Source organism: Natronococcus sp. A-GB1 (genome assembly GCF_029688845.1).
GTDB lineage: Archaea > Halobacteriota > Halobacteria > Halobacteriales > Natrialbaceae > Natronococcus.
In genome coordinates this window covers 89334-105970 of the sequence record NZ_JARUKW010000006.1, presented here as the reverse complement: position 1 = coordinate 105970, position 16637 = coordinate 89334, and the positions used below count along the sequence as shown (strand labels likewise).

General features: G+C 66.8%; 18 protein-coding genes. 7 read left to right on the top strand and 11 right to left on the bottom strand.

What is annotated here, in order from left to right; translation table 11 throughout:
- Nucleotides 1-9: 9 nt before the first annotated feature.
- On the bottom strand, nucleotides 10-2217 hold the full coding sequence (purL, locus tag QA600_RS08775) for a phosphoribosylformylglycinamidine synthase subunit PurL (RefSeq protein WP_278291571.1): 2208 nt from the start codon (nucleotides 2215-2217) through the stop codon (nucleotides 10-12).
- A gap of 272 nt (nucleotides 2218-2489) precedes the next feature.
- Between purL and QA600_RS08770 the strand changes: the two genes are divergently transcribed.
- From QA600_RS08770 to QA600_RS08760, 3 genes are all read left to right on the top strand, one after another.
- On the top strand, nucleotides 2490-3176 hold the full coding sequence (locus QA600_RS08770) for a PHP domain-containing protein (protein WP_278291570.1): 687 nt from the start codon (nucleotides 2490-2492) through the stop codon (nucleotides 3174-3176).
- Nucleotides 3173-4264 (top strand): asparagine synthase-related protein, encoded by a 1092-nt coding sequence (locus tag QA600_RS08765; RefSeq protein ID WP_278291569.1) that lies wholly within the window; start codon nucleotides 3173-3175, stop codon nucleotides 4262-4264. Before QA600_RS08770 ends, QA600_RS08765 begins: the two co-directional genes overlap by 4 nt.
- Nucleotides 4265-4348: 84 nt before the next feature.
- Nucleotides 4349-4543, top strand: a complete 195-nt coding sequence (locus QA600_RS08760; protein WP_278291568.1) for a cold-shock protein — start codon at nucleotides 4349-4351, stop codon at nucleotides 4541-4543.
- A 153-nt stretch (nucleotides 4544-4696) separates the two neighbouring features.
- Here the strand turns inward: QA600_RS08760 and QA600_RS08755 are convergent, their stop codons facing one another.
- Nucleotides 4697-5026 carry a cupin domain-containing protein gene (locus tag QA600_RS08755; RefSeq protein WP_278291567.1) on the bottom strand — a complete coding sequence of 110 codons (330 nt, stop codon included), beginning with the start codon at nucleotides 5024-5026 and terminating at the stop codon, nucleotides 4697-4699.
- A gap of 146 nt (nucleotides 5027-5172) precedes the next feature.
- On the opposite strand from QA600_RS08755, the gene QA600_RS08750 reads away from it, so the two are divergent.
- The gene (locus QA600_RS08750) at nucleotides 5173-5349 is read left to right on the top strand and encodes a hypothetical protein (protein ID WP_278291566.1); all 177 of its coding nucleotides are present in this window, start codon (nucleotides 5173-5175) and stop codon (nucleotides 5347-5349) included.
- A 26-nt stretch (nucleotides 5350-5375) separates the two neighbouring features.
- Here QA600_RS08750 and QA600_RS08745 read toward each other — a convergent pair whose 3' ends face one another.
- From QA600_RS08745 to QA600_RS08715, 7 genes are all read right to left on the bottom strand, one after another.
- Nucleotides 5376-6467 (bottom strand): P-loop NTPase, encoded by a 1092-nt coding sequence (locus tag QA600_RS08745; protein WP_278291565.1) that lies wholly within the window; start codon nucleotides 6465-6467, stop codon nucleotides 5376-5378.
- A 166-nt stretch (nucleotides 6468-6633) separates the two neighbouring features.
- Complete coding sequence (locus QA600_RS08740) at nucleotides 6634-6948, bottom strand: hypothetical protein (protein ID WP_278291564.1); 315 nt, start codon at nucleotides 6946-6948, stop codon at nucleotides 6634-6636.
- Complete coding sequence (gene nrfD / locus QA600_RS08735; RefSeq protein ID WP_278291563.1) at nucleotides 6945-8324, bottom strand: NrfD/PsrC family molybdoenzyme membrane anchor subunit; 1380 nt, start codon at nucleotides 8322-8324, stop codon at nucleotides 6945-6947. Before nrfD ends, QA600_RS08740 begins: the two co-directional genes overlap by 4 nt.
- Nucleotides 8321-10072 (bottom strand): 4Fe-4S ferredoxin N-terminal domain-containing protein, encoded by a 1752-nt coding sequence (locus QA600_RS08730; RefSeq protein ID WP_278291562.1) that lies wholly within the window; start codon nucleotides 10070-10072, stop codon nucleotides 8321-8323. The genes nrfD and QA600_RS08730 overlap by 4 nt, the downstream gene beginning before the upstream one ends.
- Before the next feature lie 280 nt (nucleotides 10073-10352).
- Entirely contained in the window at nucleotides 10353-11030 is a 678-nt protein-coding gene (locus QA600_RS08725; protein ID WP_278291561.1) for a helix-turn-helix domain-containing protein, read from the bottom strand.
- 136 nt (nucleotides 11031-11166) lie between these two features.
- Nucleotides 11167-12081, bottom strand: coding sequence for an alpha/beta hydrolase (locus tag QA600_RS08720; protein ID WP_278291560.1), 915 nt, complete (start codon nucleotides 12079-12081; stop codon nucleotides 11167-11169).
- A gap of 111 nt (nucleotides 12082-12192) precedes the next feature.
- Complete coding sequence (locus QA600_RS08715) at nucleotides 12193-13167, bottom strand: transcription initiation factor IIB (protein WP_278291559.1); 975 nt, start codon at nucleotides 13165-13167, stop codon at nucleotides 12193-12195.
- 193 nt (nucleotides 13168-13360) lie between these two features.
- Here QA600_RS08715 and gatC point away from each other — a divergent pair, with 193 nt between their 5' ends.
- The 3 genes from gatC (at nucleotide 13361) to QA600_RS08700 (ending at nucleotide 15393) form a co-directional block, all read left to right on the top strand.
- Nucleotides 13361-13639, top strand: coding sequence for an Asp-tRNA(Asn)/Glu-tRNA(Gln) amidotransferase subunit GatC (gene gatC, locus QA600_RS08710; protein ID WP_278291558.1), 279 nt, complete (start codon nucleotides 13361-13363; stop codon nucleotides 13637-13639).
- A complete protein-coding gene (gatA, locus tag QA600_RS08705) occupies nucleotides 13636-14907 on the top strand; it encodes an Asp-tRNA(Asn)/Glu-tRNA(Gln) amidotransferase subunit GatA (protein ID WP_278291557.1) in 1272 nt (423 codons plus the stop codon). Before gatC ends, gatA begins: the two co-directional genes overlap by 4 nt.
- 72 nt (nucleotides 14908-14979) lie before the next feature.
- Complete coding sequence (locus QA600_RS08700; RefSeq protein WP_278291556.1) at nucleotides 14980-15393, top strand: hypothetical protein; 414 nt, start codon at nucleotides 14980-14982, stop codon at nucleotides 15391-15393.
- A gap of 18 nt (nucleotides 15394-15411) precedes the next feature.
- On the opposite strand, the gene QA600_RS08695 is transcribed toward QA600_RS08700, so the two are convergent.
- Nucleotides 15412-15762: a hypothetical protein gene (locus QA600_RS08695; RefSeq protein ID WP_005555312.1), complete on the bottom strand. Its 351-nt coding sequence runs from the start codon at nucleotides 15760-15762 to the stop codon at nucleotides 15412-15414.
- Nucleotides 15763-15831: 69 nt separating this feature from the next.
- Nucleotides 15832-16596, bottom strand: coding sequence for an NRDE family protein (locus QA600_RS08690; RefSeq protein ID WP_278291555.1), 765 nt, complete (start codon nucleotides 16594-16596; stop codon nucleotides 15832-15834).
- Between the last annotated feature and the right edge of the window lie 41 nt (nucleotides 16597-16637).

Here is a 16637-nt window from a genome sequence, read left to right as displayed (position 1 = left end):
GCCGGGGGATCAGTGGAGTTCGCGTTCGATCGTCGCCCGCCAGTCGGCGATCGTGGCCGCGCCGACCTCGAAGCTCTCGCCGTCGGCGTCCCGAACGGTGAGTGTCCCGTCCGTCGTCGCGGTGCCGAGTTCGCGGACCGGGGCCACGCCGTCGAACGCCTCGCGGACAGCGTCCGGATCGTCGGTCTGGATCAGCGCGCGCCCCGGCTGCTCGTGGAACAGCGCGCCAGTTGGGTCGCTGCCGGGGACGGTAACTTCGAGGCCAACGTCTTCGGTGATCATCTCCGCGAGCGCGACGACGAGCCCGCCGTGGCTGACGTCGTGAACCGCGAGCGTCGAGTCGGCGTTTGCGACGTCAGCGACCGTCTCGATCAGGGCCGCCGGCTCCTCGGGCAGGGCGGGGAAGCGATCGCTGCCGTCGAACCGTGCGAGGTACTCCGAACCACCAAGGCTAAACTCGTCGGCCTCGAGACCGCGGTCACCGACGAGCAGGAGGTCCCCCTCGGACTCGATGGACAGCGGCGGGGCGTCGTACCCCGCCTTCGTGCCGACGAGGGCCAGCGTCGGCGTCGGCGGGATCGGTCCAGCAACGGAGTCGTTGTACAGCGAGACGTTTCCGCCGACCACCGGCGTCGACAGCTCGGCGCACATCTCGGCGAGGCCGTCGACGATCCCCGTAAAGCCGCCGTAGACGTCGGGCTTCTCGGGATTGCCGCCGTTGAGACAGTTGACCGCCGCGAGCGGAGTCGCGCCCTTGGCCGCGACGTTCGTCGCGTTCTCGAGGGCGATCGCTCGAGCGCCCTCGTACGGCGCCGTCGCGGTCCAGTTCGGGGCGGCGCCCGAGGAGATCGCGAGCCCGGTGTCGGTCTCGCGGTTACCACCGCTCGACTCGTCCGCGGAGCGTGGCTCTGCGCTTGCCTCTCTGATGGCGACGATCGCCGCGTCGTCGCCCGGCCCGACGGCCGTCCGAACGCCAACCTCGTGGTCGTACTGGCGGTAGACCCACCGCTTCGACGCCGTGTTCGGGCTCGAGACGACGGTCTCGAGGGCGTCCTCGAGGTCGACCTCGGGCAGGTCCGTCTCGGGCTGGGTGGGCTCCTCGGCGGGCAGGTCGTTCATCGGCGCGCCTTCGCCGAGGAACTCGGCGCCGACGTCGACGACCGTGTCCCCGTTAAAGGTACAGGTGTAGTTTCCGTCGGTAACCTCGCCGATGACCGAACAGCCCAGATCGAACCGTTCCGCGATCTCGCGAACCCGATCGACGTTCTCCGGCGTGACCTCGTAACACATCCGCTCCTGGGACTCCGCGAGCAGGATCTCTAAGGCGTTCATGTTCGGTTCGCGCTGGTGGACCCGCTCGAGTTCGATCTCGGCACCGAGTCCGCCCTTGGCGACGAGTTCGCTCGAGGCGCCGCCCAGCCCGGCCGCGCCGAGGTCGCGGGCCGACTCCACGAGGTTCTCCTCGACGAGGACCTCGTTGGCCTCGATCAGCAGTTTTTCTGCATACGGGTCACCGACCTGGACGGCGGGTCGGTCCTCCGTCTCGGCGTCCTCCGCCAGGTCCTCGCTGGCGAAGCTCGCGCCGCCCAGCCCGTCCCGTCCCGTGGCGTTACCCACGAGCACGAGCTCGTTGCCGGGCTCCTGGGCCACGGCGGTGACGAGTCGGTCCTCGTCGGTGAGTCCGACGCAAGCGACGTTCACCAGCGGATTCCCCTCGTAGTCGGGGTGGAAGTCGACGCTACCCGCGACGGTTGGGACCCCGATACAGTTGCCGTAGTGGCTGATCCCCTCGACGACGCCCTCGAGCAGGTACTTCGAGTGCTCGCGGTCGAACTCGCCGAAGTACAGCGAGTCCGCGAGCGCGATCGGGTAGGCGCCCATCGAGAGCGTGTCCCGGACGATTCCCCCGACGCCGGTCGCGGCGCCGTCGAACGGGTCGACGTAGGAAGGGTGGTTGTGGCTCTCGATCCCCAGCGTGACGTAGGTGTCGCCGTTCTCGCCCGTCTCGGGGTCTGGCAGCGCGACGACCGCCGCGTCGTCGCCCGGCCCGACAACGACCTGCTCACCCTCGCTGTCGAACGCCGACAGCAGGGGCCTCGAGGAGCGGTACGCGCAGTGTTCGCTCCAGAGGTTCTCGAACAGCGCCGCCTCGGCCGGCGTCGGCTCCCGTCCGAGCTCCTCGACGACGAGTTCGCGGTCCGAATCGGCAAGGCTCATTCATCTAGGTGATGAAAGTCGGGGAGTATAGGGGTTTCTATATGCACGTTCGTGACCACCGAGTGGCTCGAGAACGCTCCCGACTGCGGGTCCGCGACGGACTCACGGGAACGAGCGTTTGCGCATCCGTTTACGTTTCCGTTTTCATTTCCTGCTCGAAGTGGGACCGCTCCGCTCGGGTCCGATCCGTCGACCGTCGAGCCGCGGCTCCGGCCCACGGGCTCGAGCCGCCGATCGGGGTGTTTTTGACCGACCGGTGAAAAGGCGTACTCGTGCTGTCGGTCGAACTTCACGCCCACTCGTCGCTGTCCTACGACGGCCGGGACTCCGTCGAGCTCATCCTCGAACAAGCGGAGGCCGTCGGCCTCGACGCGATCGCCATTACGGATCACGACGAGATCGACGCGAGCCTCGAGGCCGCAGAACGTGCCCCCGAGTACGGACTCGTCGGCGTTCCGGCGATCGAGATCTCGAGTGCGGCCGGACACATCCTCGGGCTGGGCATCGAGGAGGCCGTGCCGCCGGGGCTGTCCTACGAGACGACCCTCGAGCGGATTCGCGAGCAGGGGGGGTTAGCGGTGATCCCCCACCCATTCCAGCAGTCACGCCACGGCGTGACCGCACGAATCGCGTCCGAGGAGCTCACGAAGGCGGACGCGATCGAGGTGTACAACTCGCGGCTGTTGACCGGGCGAGCCAACCGCCAGGCCAGGCGGTTCGCCCGGAATCACGGGATGCCGATGACCGCGGGCAGCGACGCCCACATCAGCGAGATGGTCGGACAGGCGGTCACCCGCGTCGACGCCGACGAGCGCTCGGCCACGGCGATCCTCGAGGCGATCCACGAGGGCAGGACGTCGGTCGAGGGGAAACGAACGCCGTGGCACATCAGCTTCCGCCAGTTCGGTGGGGGTGTCACGCGCCGTATTAGAAACACCGCGCTCGGACTTCTCAGATGACCCTTCGCGGGACCGATCCCGACACCGTCCGCGGAGCCCTCGAGACCGGAGAGCCGCTGCCGGGGACGTTCGGCTTCGCGGGCGAGGTCGACGGCCGACTCGTTCGAGACGTGCTGGGACGGGTTCCGCTATTCGTCGAGCGGGGTGCCGACCACTCGACCGACGCGTGGGCCTTCGAGCCCGGCTCGCTCGCGGACCCCGCGCTCTTTCCTGCGGGCTCGATCGCGGCTCCCGGCGAGCCACCGTCGAACGTCTGGTCGCTTCCCAAGCCGACGCCCGCCGAACCCGGGGCCGCCCTCGAAGGCCTCGGTCGAGCACTTCGGACGGCGATTGACCGCGTCCGCGAGCGCGACCTCGATATTGCGGTTGCGTTCTCCGGCGGCGTCGACTCCGCACTGGTCGCCGAGCTCCTCGACGCGCCGATCTACGTCGTCGGCTTCCCGGACAGCCACGACGTCGAGGCCGCCCGCACGGCAGCCGTGGCGATGGACCGCGAGCTCACCGTCGTCGAACTCGAGCCCGCCGACCTCGAGCGAGCGGTTCCCGATGTCGCCCGCGCGATCGGGCGGACGAACGCGATGGACGTCCAGATCGCCCTGCCGCTGTACCTGGCCGGCGAGGCCGTCGCTCGCGACGGGTACGAGGCGCTGGCGGTCGGCCAGGGTGCCGACGAACTGTTTGGCGGCTACGAGAAAGTGGTTCGCCTCGACCACCGGGTCGAAGCCGAGACGGTTCGAGAAGCCGTCCGCGAACAGATTGCCAGTCTCCCCGAACAGCTCCCTCGAGACGTCCGCGCCGTCGAGGCGACGGGGCTCGAGCCCGTCGCACCCCTGCTCCACGACAGCGTCGTCGACGCCGCGCTCCGCTTGCCGGACGAGTTGCTCGCCGACGAGGAAGTCCGAAAGCGGGGCTTCCGGCGGGTGGCGAGCGAGTCCCTGCCCGAGGCGGTGGCGATGCGGGACAAGAAGGCCGTCCAGTATGGCAGCCTCGTCGCCCGCGAGCTCGATCGGCTGGCCCGCCAGGCGGGGTACAAACGGCGGATGGATGATCACGTGACGAAGTACGTCGAGTCGCTGCTCGAGGCCTGAGAAGACGTGGGAATCGAAGGCGGCGGTCGTGATACCGTGACTCTCGGAACGCTTATGCAGGCGATAGCCCTACCGTTAGTTGTAATGGCGAAAGGTAACGTTGACTTCTTCAACGATACAGGCGGCTACGGTTTCATTTCCACGGACGACGCGGACGAGGACGTTTTCTTCCACATGGAAGACGTCGGCGGCCCGGACCTCGAGGAAGGCGAAGAGATCGAATTCGACATCGAACAGGCCCCCAAGGGCCCCCGCGCGACGAACGTCGTCCGCAACTAATCTCGCTTCTCTCCGTTGGAAGACGGTGAACGGCGATTCGTTTTTTTGGAGCACTCACAGACGACAGCCGACGCTGTCGGCAGCGACGACCGTTCGGCCGCCGAACCCGCTCTCTCGCGGAGTCTCGCGATCAAACCACAAGAAGTGCGTCCGTCAGGACGGCAGCGGGCAGAGACTCGCGGTGAAGATTACCGTCTCGTCGGTCTCGTTCTCCGCGCCGTGTTCGACGCCGCGCTCGTTGAGCACCACACCCGGTGCCTCGAGTTCCTCGCGCTCGTCGTCCCGCAGCACCGTCACCGTCCCCTCGAGGACGTGGAAGACGTTCGTACTGTCGCCGTGTTCGTGGGGCTCGAGGGTCGCACCCGGTCCGAGGGCGAACGCTTTGACGAGGACGTCGTCCTCGACGACCAGTTCCGTGCTCTCGACCTCGCCGTCTGCGGGCTCGAGGTCAGCGACCGCGTCGGTGTAGCTATCGAGTGTCATCGGGTTCGGATTCGGTCCCCGCGGCCAAAAGTGTCGGTCATGACTCGGCACGGAACGGGTACAGACTACTCGCGAGAGCCCACGTGTCGCGAGCCTCGCGGCGATCGTGCCAAAAACCAGATGGGGAATCAGGCGACATAGATCGTATGATCGTGGCGTTCGCGTTCGGATTTCTCCTCTCGTTTCTGGACGTCGCCGTCGGCTCGTACGTCGGTGCGAAGCTCGCGCTGCAGTCGTTCTTCGGCGGCAATTTCACCGACGCCGGACGGTTCGCGCTTCCGGCGACTGCGATCGACGAGCCTGCCGACGTCGACGAGCAGTAACCGAGAAAATCGTTCCGACAGTCCGCCTAGTCCTCGAGTTCGGTCGGCAGGGCGTCGTCGGGCGTATCAGAGGTGTTCTCCGAGACGGTCCGGCGGTTGGCCTCGCTGACGCGGTCGGCGACGTTGGCGACCAGCTCTTCGAGGGTCTCCTGGACTTCGCTGTCGTCGTCCTTGACGAGGGTCCCCTTGCTGCCGTCGGCGCCGAAGTCGGGGTGGATCGGGATCTGGCCGATCAGCGGGACGTCGTAGTTGTCGACGATCTGCTGGGCGCCGTCGGTGCCAAAGAGGCTGTACTCCTTGCCCGTGTCCGGGGCGATGAACGTGCTCATGTTCTCGACGACGCCGAGGACGGGCGTGTCGTGTTTGTTGAACATCTGGATCCCCTTTCGGGTGTCGTCCAAGGCCATCTCCTGGGGCGTGGTGACGACGACGGCTCCCGTGACGGGCATCGACTGCAGCAGGTTCAGCGTGGCGTCGCCGGTGCCCGGCGGGAGGTCGACGATGAGGTAGTCGAGCCGGCCCCACTCGACGCCGTCCAAGAACTTCATCATGAACTTGTTGACCATCGGCCCCCGGAGGATCGCCGGGTCGTCCTCTTCTTCCATCATGAAGCCCATGCTGATCACGCGGACGCCGTCCGATCGGGGCGGGACGATGTCCTCGTTGGGCGTGACGCCAGGGTCGCTCTCGACGGGCAAAATGCGGGGAATGTTCGGGCCGTGGATGTCGGCGTCTAAGATGCCGACCATCGCCCCGCGCTTCTCGAGGCCCGCCGCGAGGTTGGCCGCGACGGTCGTCTTGCCGACGCCGCCTTTCCCCGAGGAGACCGCGATGACGTTACGAACCCGCGGCAGGACCTCATCGTCGAACCCGTGCTCGGCGCCGGCGTGGGCGCGCAGGTCGGGCTCGAGGCCGGCCTCCTGAACGACCTCGCGGATCCGGTTGCCGATCTCCATCTCGGCGGGAGCGTAGGGCGTGTTGAACGCGAGCGAGATCCGGGCGGTCTCGTCGTCGATCGTGACGTCGTTGACCAGGCCGAGCGTGACGATGTCCTCGTCGATGTCAGGGTCCTCGATGCCCTCGAGTTCGATCTTGAGTTCGTATTCTGTGATGCTCATACTGGGTGGAGGCGTGTTCGACGATCGGTAGGGTGTGCAACGGGATACGTGTGATGGTTCGGTGGGCGAAACGGTGGCCGAGAACGACCAGCGGGGGCGAACGCGGGGCTCGGTCGGTATCGGCGCAAAGAAAGGAACGTCGGTTCGGTCGGGGCGATCGTCCGGGTTACGGACCCGGTGACGCGAACGGTTCCGGCAGTCCGCCGTAGAACAGGACCGCGATGATCATGGTCAGGATGAACATCCCGATCCACATCTGGGCCGTGATTCCGACGAGGTAGCCGACACCGAGCAGTCCGGTGCTCGTATCGCGGGGTTCGCCGAGGAACCACGCGGCGACCATCACGTAGACCGGCACGAGAACGACCCCGAAGATCAGGTAGGTCCCGATGTTGGGGAATCCGGTGAGACCCTCGGTGCCGTCGTACCCGTGGTACATGATATGGGAGAGGGCGTTTGCGACAGCCGGTGCCGAGATCATGCTTCAACCTCCGGCTGCTTCGTACTTTCCTCTACCGGTTCGTGCTCGTGTTCGTGACCGTGTCCGTGATCGCCACGAAGGTGTTCGATCGCGTGGAGTTCGACCACGGGGATGACCTTCGCGACGACCAGGAAGAACAACACGACCAGGCCGATCGTGCCGAGCAGCGAGGAGAGTTCGATCGCGCTCGGGAAGTAGTCGCCGGGCGTCGCCTCGTAGATGCTGAACGAGGGGTACCAGAAGCCCGAAAGGACGAAGTAGAGCTTCTCGGCCAGCGTCGCCGTCAGCACGATCACGCTGGCGACCATCGCTCGGAGCTTCGTAAACAGCGCGGGACGGATCGTCGTCGCGAAGATGAATCCCAGCACGCCGAGGACGCCCCCAATCGGGATGATGTACAGCGGGTGCGTGAACTTCGAGGCGGTCGCCTCGCCGTGGTCGATCGTCGGGTGGAAGCTCCCGGCGGTGAGCTGCTGGAGCTGGAGCCAGAGGAACAACATGCAGAAGAACCCGAGCCACAGCAGGAGGCCGCGGAAGATGTCGTCCGTGATGATGTGATCCCAGTCGTAGGCGCGCCGGAAGGCGGCCGACAGCAGGATCACGCCGCTGATCGCGGAGGTCAGCGCGATGGTGAGGAACTGCGGGCCCTGCACCGCGCCGAACCAGCCGGGGTAGTTCGGCAGCACCGCGAACAGCCACGGAATCACACCGCCGTGAAGCAGGAGCGGGGCCATAATGATGATCGCGAGGGCGACCCACCAGACCATCCGATCGATGATCTGGTCCTCCTTCTCGGAGTAACCGAGGGTCAGCCCGTCGTAGATCGGGTCGAAGCGGTCAGGCAGCTGGTCGCGCAGCCGCGTGACGTCGTAGCGGATCGTCAGCGCGAGGTAGGTCGCCGTCAACACGAAGTAGGCGGTGATGACGGTAACGTCCCACACCAGCGGCGAGTTGTTGACCGTGATGTGGTAGTGGCCGAGGACGCTCGTGACCATCCGGTCGGGACGGCCCATGTGGACGAGGATGTAGAATCCTGCCGCGGAGAGGCCGGCGAGGGTCAGCAGCTCGGCGAGACGGGCGACTGGCATGTACCGTTCCATTCCGAGGAGTCTGACCGCCGCGGAGAGGATGATCCCCCCGTGGGCGATCCCGACCCACCAGATGAACGCGCCGATGTACAGCCCCCAGGTGACGCCGCCACCGCTCCCCCAGTCGGAGAGTCCGGTGACGACGAGCCCCTGGTACAGCTGGTAGCCCCAGGCGACGAGGAACCCGCCGAGCGCCAGCCCGGCGAGCGCGAACATGATGAAGTACAGCTTCGAGACGTTCTGGATCGGACGCAGGATGTCCGCCTCGGTCGGCGACTTGGTGCTCATAGGGACACCCCGGCGTCACCGACGGTACCCTCGTCGAGAACGTCCTTGCGGTTGTCGACGGCTTCGACGGACTCGCCGTCGGCGCGCTCGTAGCTGATGTCCTCGTAGTTGACGCCCGTTCCCGTCGGCTCGATCTGTTCGGCCTGCGGGCCGGGCTCGTTGCCGAGGTAGATGATATTGGGGTTCGTTCCCTGCTCCTCGAGGAGCTTGAAGTTCGAGGCCGGCGTGCCGGCGAACTGCTCGAGCAGGAACTGTGCGGCCTCCTCGTCCGGCTCGAACCCGTTGTCGTCGTCCTCGTCCTCGTCGTCGTCCCCGTTCTCCTCTTCGTCGTCTTCGTCGTCGACGTCGACACCCTCCTCGTCGCCGTCGGCCGGCTCCTCGAGGTCGGGTTCGTCGGCGAGGTCGAGTTCCGCGAGGACCTCCTGGCTCGCGAGGCCAAGTCCATGGTCTTCGATCGCAGCCAGCGCCTCGGTGACGTCGTTTTCGAGCTCTGCGACGTTGCCGTCACCCTCACCCATCTCGTCGCCGCCGGTGATCTGCACCGCGATCATCAGCGCGAGCTCTTCCTCGTCGAGTTCGGCCGCCTCGAGGACGGATTCGAGGTCGTCGTCGGCACCCTCGAGGTCCTCCTCGAGTTCGTCGGCCGACGGTGGGTTGATCTGTGCGAGAGTCCGACCGCGGGCCGGGTTGGCGGCGTACGTCTGCGGGTCGCTCGTCTCGTCGTGCATGTTGCCGAACTGGATCGCGTCCGGTGGACAGGCCTCCTGGCAGGCGGTCGTCCCAATCATCTCGTCGCCCATCTGACCGTCCTGACGGGTCGGACACATGGTACACTTGCTCATGACGCCTCTTGGCGCGCGGCTGTCGACCCAGCGCTCGCTGCCGTAGCCGTCGTCGGTCGTCATGTGATCGCCCTCGTGGTCCTCGTGGAACTCCGCGATCTCGTCGGTCGAAATGTCGGGTTCGTCCCACTGGAAGTAGTTGACGCCGTAGGGACAGGCGACCTGACAGTATCGGCAGCCGATACAGACGTCGTAGTCGGTCAGTACGAGGCCGTCCGAATCCCGCGTGTGGCGGGCCGTCGTCGGACAGACCTTCTCACACGGCGCGTCGGTACAGTGTTGACACGGACGAACCATCCGGTTTCGGCTCGTCGTGCTCGACGCACCGGGGTCCTCGAACTCGAGGACGTACATCCAGTTGACACCCTGGTCGAGGTTGTTCTCCGAGGAGCAGGCGGTCACACAGGAGAGACAGCCGTCACAGCGCTCGAGGTCGATGGCCATCCCCCACTGAAAGTCGCCCTCGCCGCCCTCGGGCGCGCCGGACTCATCCTCGTCGTCCTGGGCGGCGGCCGCTTGCTGCTCGCCGTCGTCGACGGTCGCCCAGGCGCCGAGACCGACTGCGGCCGCGCCGGCGCCCATCTTTTTCATTACGTCGCGGCGGGGTTCCTCACCGTCACCATCGAAGCGAGAGAGCATCCTGCCGACGGTCCCCTTCGCTTCCTCCTGGGCCTTCTCGTAGGCCTCCTGGGTCGGGCGGTTGTCCTCGCCGAACTCCTCGAGGACGTCATCGTGGTACTTCTCGTGAAAATCGGCCTCCGAGAGCTCGCCGCGAGTGACCCGCATGGCGTCCTCTGCCATCGCCATCCCGAGATCGGTGTCGTACTCGGTGTCGTCGAGCATCCCCTCGAGGTCGTTCTCCCACTCCTCGCCGAGTGGGTGGAACGACTCGTCGTCCGCACTCATTCCCCGAGAACACCTCTCGTCGGAACGGTTCGATTACACGTCGGTACGAAGTTGAATACAGCCATATCTGTAGCCTCTATCCCGCACTCGCAACTAGATGGTGTTGAACCATCGAGGCGATTTCCAACTTCTGAGAACGGGTCCGAACATGTTCGTCAGCATATTAATGACCAGAACCGAAATCCTTTAGCACTCGTTCGGTTCGGCACTGCGATTCGCGACGGCGTTCGCTGGACGAATCGAACCCGGGTTCGGATCCGAGGTCGGAAGGCGATCTGGGTCAGTCTCCCGCGAGCGGTCTCTCGATCATCTCGTCGTCGTCGTGGAGCGCCGGGAGGTCCTCGACGAAGTGTTTGACAATTGCCTCCTCCGCCCGATGTAGCGTCTCGCTACAGGTCGATTTGGCGATCCCGAGGTGGCCAGCCAGCTCGGTCAGCGAACAGCGCCGCGGCGTGTCGTAGTACCCCTCGTCGACGGCGGCGGCGACGACCTCGAGCTGGCGCTCGGAGAGGAGCTGGCTCTGGTGGAGGTGTTCTTGGACCTGCTCGATGCGGTACTGGAGCCCGAACTGCTCGAGCTGTTCGGCCAGTTCAGCGAGACGCTCGCGCGAGCCGGTGACTTCGATGGTCGCCTCGCCGCCCCGGATCTCGACGGGGAGTTCGATCGGGATACCGGACTCCCGCGAGGAGAACAACAGCAGGGGTGCCGTCGTCTCGAAGTGGATCGTCGCCTCCCGTTCGCTCCGCTGGACGACCGTGATCTCGAGGACCTGCGGGTGGGCCTCGATCTCGTCGATCATCTCGGGAACCGCCGACCCCGCGAGGCGAACGAGCGCGAACCCGGATTCGTTGCCGGGAACGGCGGCGAGTACACGGAACGTCGCCTCCGGGTACGCCGTCGACACCTGCTGGATCCAGACCTGTTCGGGCAGCGTGATGGTGAGTGTTGCCTGGGCCATGCGAACCAGTTCGGGTAGAACCTATGGGACACGGGAGCAAGATATCCCCCACGATTCCTATCGCGTGGGAATGGAACATACGGGCGTGCTCCCGCTAAATGTCGTGGAGTACGACCGGTTTCGACGGCTGTCGAGCTCAGTCCTCGCTCCCGTCGAGGTGGTCACACAGCAGCTCGGTCGTCCGGGCCGGCCGTTCGTGGGGCACCCAGTGGCTCGTCTCCGGCAGGCGCTCGAGACGTCCCCGATCACAGAACCGGACGCTCGCCGGGCCCAGTTCCGGAACGAACGCGTTGTCGGCCTCGCCCCAGATTACGAGCGTCGGCTGCTCGACTCGATCCCGCGACGCCTCGGGCGGATGTCGCGCCATCGCCCGGTACCAGTTCAGCGAGCCCGTCAGCGCGCCCTCGCGGGCCCAGGCCCGTCGGTAGTGGGTCAGCTCCCGCTCGGTGAACGTCCCCTCAGCCGCGGTGTCCCGGAGGGCCCGCTCGAGGAGGCGAAAGTCGTCGTACCGGCAGAGTCGTTCGGGCAGCCACGGGAGCTGAAACGCCATCGCGTACCAGCTTCGACGGAGTTGCTCGAGGTTCGACCGGAGCTGTCGGCGGTAGACGGTCGGATGGGGTGCGTTGATGATCCCGAGGTGGTCGACCCGGTCGGGGTAGCGACGCGCGAGGTCCCAGGCGACGACGCCGCCCCAGTCGTGGCCGACGACGTGGGCGCGCTCCCGACCCTCGCTCGCGATCAGATCGGCGACGTCCCGTGAGAGATCCCGGAGCTGATACGCTCGGGCCTTTCGGGGTTTCTCGCTCAGGTTGTACCCCCGCTGGTCGGGGACGACGACGCGGTAGCCGGCCTCGACCAGCGGCTCGATCTGTTCGCGCCACTCGTACCAGAACTCGGGAAACCCGTGTAGCAGGACGACGAGGGGGTCGTCCGCCTCGCCGGCCACGACGACGTGTTCTCTGAGTCCGTTGACGACCCGCGAGGTCGATCGCGCGCCGTCGAACGCGAGCAGCGAGGCGTCCGTCTCGAGGGGCGATGGTGTCGTCTGCACGGGCGACGATGCGAGCCGACGGCTGATTTACGTACTGGTCGCGGAAAACGCGCCGAGCGCCGAACTCCCCTCGAGCGCCTCAACGGCCCGTCCCGATTCCACGGAGCGCCCTCAGACCGGCGCGCCGCCCTCGGCCTCGAGCAGCTCGTGGTACCGGTTCCGAATCGTCACTTCGGAGATGCTGGCGACCTCGCTGACGTCGTTCTGTGTGACCTTCTCGTTGGTGAGCAGGGCCGCGGCGTAGACGGCGGCGGCCGCGAGCCCGACCGGCGACTTCCCCGAGTGAACCCCCTCCTCCTTGGCCGTCTGGAGGAGCTGTCGGGCACGCCGTTCGGTCTCGTCGGAGAGTTCGAGCTCGCTCGCGAATCGGGGCACGTAGCTCTCGGGGTCGGCGGGCTGAACCTCGAGGCCCAGCTCGCGGATCACGTAGCGGTAGGTGCGGGCGATCTCGTCCTTCTCGACCCGTGACACCGCAGCGATCTCGTCGAGGCTACGAGGAGTACCGGCCTGGCGAGCCGCGGCGTACAGCGCAGAAGTGGCGACGCCCTCGATCGAGCGCCCCGGTAAGAGGTCCTCCTCGAGGGCCCGCCGGTAGATGACGCTTGCTGTCTCGCGGACGTTCTCGGGGAGGCCGAGTGCACTGGCCATGCGGTCGATCTCGCCGAGGGCCTGCTTGAGGTTGCGTTCCTTGGAGTCGCGGGTGCGGAAGCGCTCGTTCCAGGTGCGAAGACGCTGCATCTTCTGGCGCTGGCGGCTCGAGAGCGAGCGGCCGTAGGCGTCCTTGTCCTGCCAGCCGATGTTCGTCGACAGTCCCTGGTCGTGCATCATGTTCGTCGTCGGGGCGCCGACACGGGACTTCTCGTCTTTCTCGCTTGAGTCGAAGGCGCGCCACTCGGGGCCGCGGTCGATCTCGCCCTCGTCGACGACGAGCCCGCAGTCCTGACATACCGTCTCGGCGTGTTCGCTGTCGGAGCGCAGCCGGCCGCCGCATTCGGGACACCGCTCGCGTTCGTCCTGTTCGGTCGACTCCTCACGCTCGCTCGAGCGTCGCTCGTCGCTCCGGGGTCGGATTCGTGAGTCTGTCATCGTGGGGAGAATCCGGCCGGTGTGCCGACCGGAGACCGTTTCCGTTCCCGCTTCAAGGATTCGACGGAGTTAAGTACTCCGATCGTCCTTGCCGCGCCCGAACGGTAATACGCGATTACGATGGGCGGGAGACACCGATCGCCGTTCCCGCGGTATCGAAACCCTTACTCTCCGGAGGCCGGTGGGATCTGGTATGACCGACGACGCCGTCAGTGCCGAGGAGGTCCGCCACGTCGCGGAGCTGGCTCGCGTCGACCTGACCGACGAGGAGGTCGACCAGTTCACCCGACAGTTCGCGGACGTCCTCGAGTACTTCGACAGCCTCGACGAGGTGCCCGAGGTCGACCGCGAGGCCGACCTCACGAACGTGATGCGGCCCGACGAGGAACGCGACTCACTGGACCGGGAGGCGGCGCTGCGGAACGCACCCGAAACGGAGGACGGCTACTTCAAGGGGCCGAACGTCTCATGAGCGAGAACGTCTTCATTACCGAGGAGACGATCGAGGGCGACGACGACGGCCCCCTTGCAGGGAAGAGCGTCGCCGTCAAGGACAACATATCCACCGAAGGCGTCCGGACGACCTGTGGATCGCGGATGCTCGAGGAGTATGTCCCCCCCTACGACGCGACCGCAGTTTCGCGGCTCAAGGAGGCCGGCGCGACGATCGTCGGCAAGGCCAACATGGACGAGTTCGGGATGGGGTCGACGACCGAAACGTCGCACTTCGGCGCGACCGAGAACCCGGCCGCGCCGGGGCGGGTTCCGGGCGGTTCCTCCGGTGGCTCCGCCGCCGCCGTCGCCGCCGGCGAGGCCGACCTCGCGCTTGGCTCCGACACCGGTGGATCGATCCGCTGTCCCGCCGCTTTCTGTGGCGTCGTCGGCATCAAGCCGACGTACGGCCTGGTCTCGCGGTACGGACTCGTCGCCTACGGCAACAGCTTAGAGCAGATCGGCCCGTTCGCAAACACCGTCGAGGACGCCGCCGCGTTGCTTGACGTCGTCGCGGGGAACGACGAGCGGGACGCGACGACCCGCGAGCCGCAACTCGAGGGTGCGACCTACGCCGACGCCGCGACGGGCGACGTCGACGGGCTCACGATCGGCGTCCCCACCGAGTTGCTCGAGGGTGCCGACGAGGGCGTCGTCGAGACGTTCTGGGATGCCATCGCCGATCTCGAGGCGCAGGGCGCGGAGTACCGTGAGGTCTCGCTGCCGTCGGTCGAGCACGCCGTCGAGGCCTACTACGTGATCGCGATGTCGGAGGCCTCCTCGAACCTCGCCCGGTTCGACGGGGTGCGGTACGGACACGACGCCGACGCCGACGGCAACTGGAACGAGACCTTCGCGCAGGCCCGCAGGGAGGGGTTCGGCGACGAGGTCAAACGCCGGATCCTGCTCGGCACCTACGCCCTCTCGGCGGGGTACCACGACAAGTACTACAAGAAGGCCCAGGACGCCCGGGCCTGGGTCAAGCAGGACTTCGACGAGGCCCTCGAGGAGGCCGACGTGCTCGCCTCGCCGACGATGCCCGTGCCGCCGTTCGAGCGCGGCGAGAGCCTCGAGGATCCCCTCCAGATGTACCTCGCCGACGCCAACACCGTCCCGGTCAACCTCGCCGACCTGCCGGCAATCTCGGTTCCCGCAGGCGAGACCGACGGTCTCCCTGTCGGACTCCAACTCGTCGGTCCCGCCTTCGGCGAGGAGCGACTGATCCGGACCGCGAGCGCTCTCGAGTAAGCGATCGGCCCGCAGCTTTTTGCTAACCCGCTGACAACTGGTGACCTATCGGCGCGTCGCCGGTCGATTCCAATGAAGCTCACGGCAGACGAGGCGGTTCGGTTCGACGAGTTCGCTCGAGCCTGCGATCTCGTCGCGGCGTACTTCGGTGAGACCGTCGACGCCGTTGCGCTCGAGACTCCCGTCTCGCGCCCACAGCTCGTCGCCGTGCTCGCCCGGGTTCAGCTCAGCGGCCGGCAGTCCGCGATCGACGGCACGCTCCCGGATCGCGACGTTTGCTACCGGTCGAACGACGAAACGGTGCTGTGGCTCGAGTCGGGGTTCTGGACCGGAATTGGAGAGCGCCACGGCCTCGAGGTCGCCGAACGGCGGGCGGCCCGAGACGTTCACCGGCGGCTGCTCGAGGCGATCGTCGGCGAACCGTCGGCGACGAACCGCGAGAAAGAGCCGTTCGTGCTTATCGAGCGCTTCGAACGAGACGGCTAAGCGAGTCCTCGAGGGCCGTCACTCCTCGTAGGCGAGGTTCATGATCCACTGCGAGAAGGCGTCGCTGTTGGGGTCGACCTCGTCCTCGCCGATAAACGGCGAGAGCATGTCGCCGGCCATCAGCAGCGTAAAATCGAGGTCGCGGGCGATCGGCGTGATGTAGTAGGTGTTGTGCCCGTTGTAGATCGTGTCCTCCCGGTCGACCAGCCCCTTCTCGACGAGCGATTCGACGATCCGGCTCCCCTTCCGCGAGGAGACGTCGAGTTCCTTCCAGAAGTCGCTCTGGTGGATCCCTCCGCTGTCGCGGACGAGCTCGAGCCCGGCCCGCTCGTCCGCGGAGAGCTCGGCCTCGATTTCGGAGACGCTCACTGCGACCACCCCGTGCTCGCCGCTACGGGCGCAAGTGCGTGCATACCTGTATCAGGTGGAGCGAGCCGCTTAAATGTGCCCTTCGCGGTTCCCATCGGAGGCCGCGGCGGCGACGGGCTCGTAGGTCGTCTCGCAGGGCGGTCCCGGCGCGAACAGGTACCGCGAGTTCGCGCCGAGCGCGATCAGCGACGAGGAGCGGGTGCCGTAGCCGTCGCCGTGGACGCAGACGCCGTAGTCGTGGTCGCCGAGGACCCCGCCCGCCCGCTCGAGCCAGTCGTCGACCTGTTCCTCGCGGCCGACGGTCAGCTCTCGACGCACCCTGCGGGCGTTTCGAGCCTGTTCGCGGGCCGCCTCGGTTCGCTCGGACGGGAGGCGAACGTCGTCGTCGACCGCGGCGTTGACAACGACGTGGACCCCCGGCTCGAAGTCGGTTCGCTCGAGGGCGCCGTTCCACTGCAGGCAGAGCGCGTCGCGCTCGTCGGCGAGGACGAGGTAGAAACCGTCGTACTCCCGTGCTGCGGTCTCCTCTTCGACGAGTGCGGTCGCCTCGGCTGCCGACTCGGCCTCGAGGGCGTCGGCAACGAGCAGTCCCCGAGAGCGCTCGGCGGCGAGCTCGGGCGTTCCCCAGCGGTTCGTAACCCCGACGAACAGGCCGTGCTCGTTGGCGCCGATCCAGGTGCCGCCGGCCTCGGCGTCTCGAGGCGCGATCACTCGGGGGCTATCGCGGTAGACGCCGGGCGGGAGGGACTCGCGCTCGAGCGATTCGTCGCGGTTGGCGGCGACCGCCACCGGCGCGTCGTCGAAGACCTGCCAGGCGAGCGTGAGCGTACACACGGGCGGGGGTAAGAACGGGAGGGTCTTAACTTCGCGTCCGA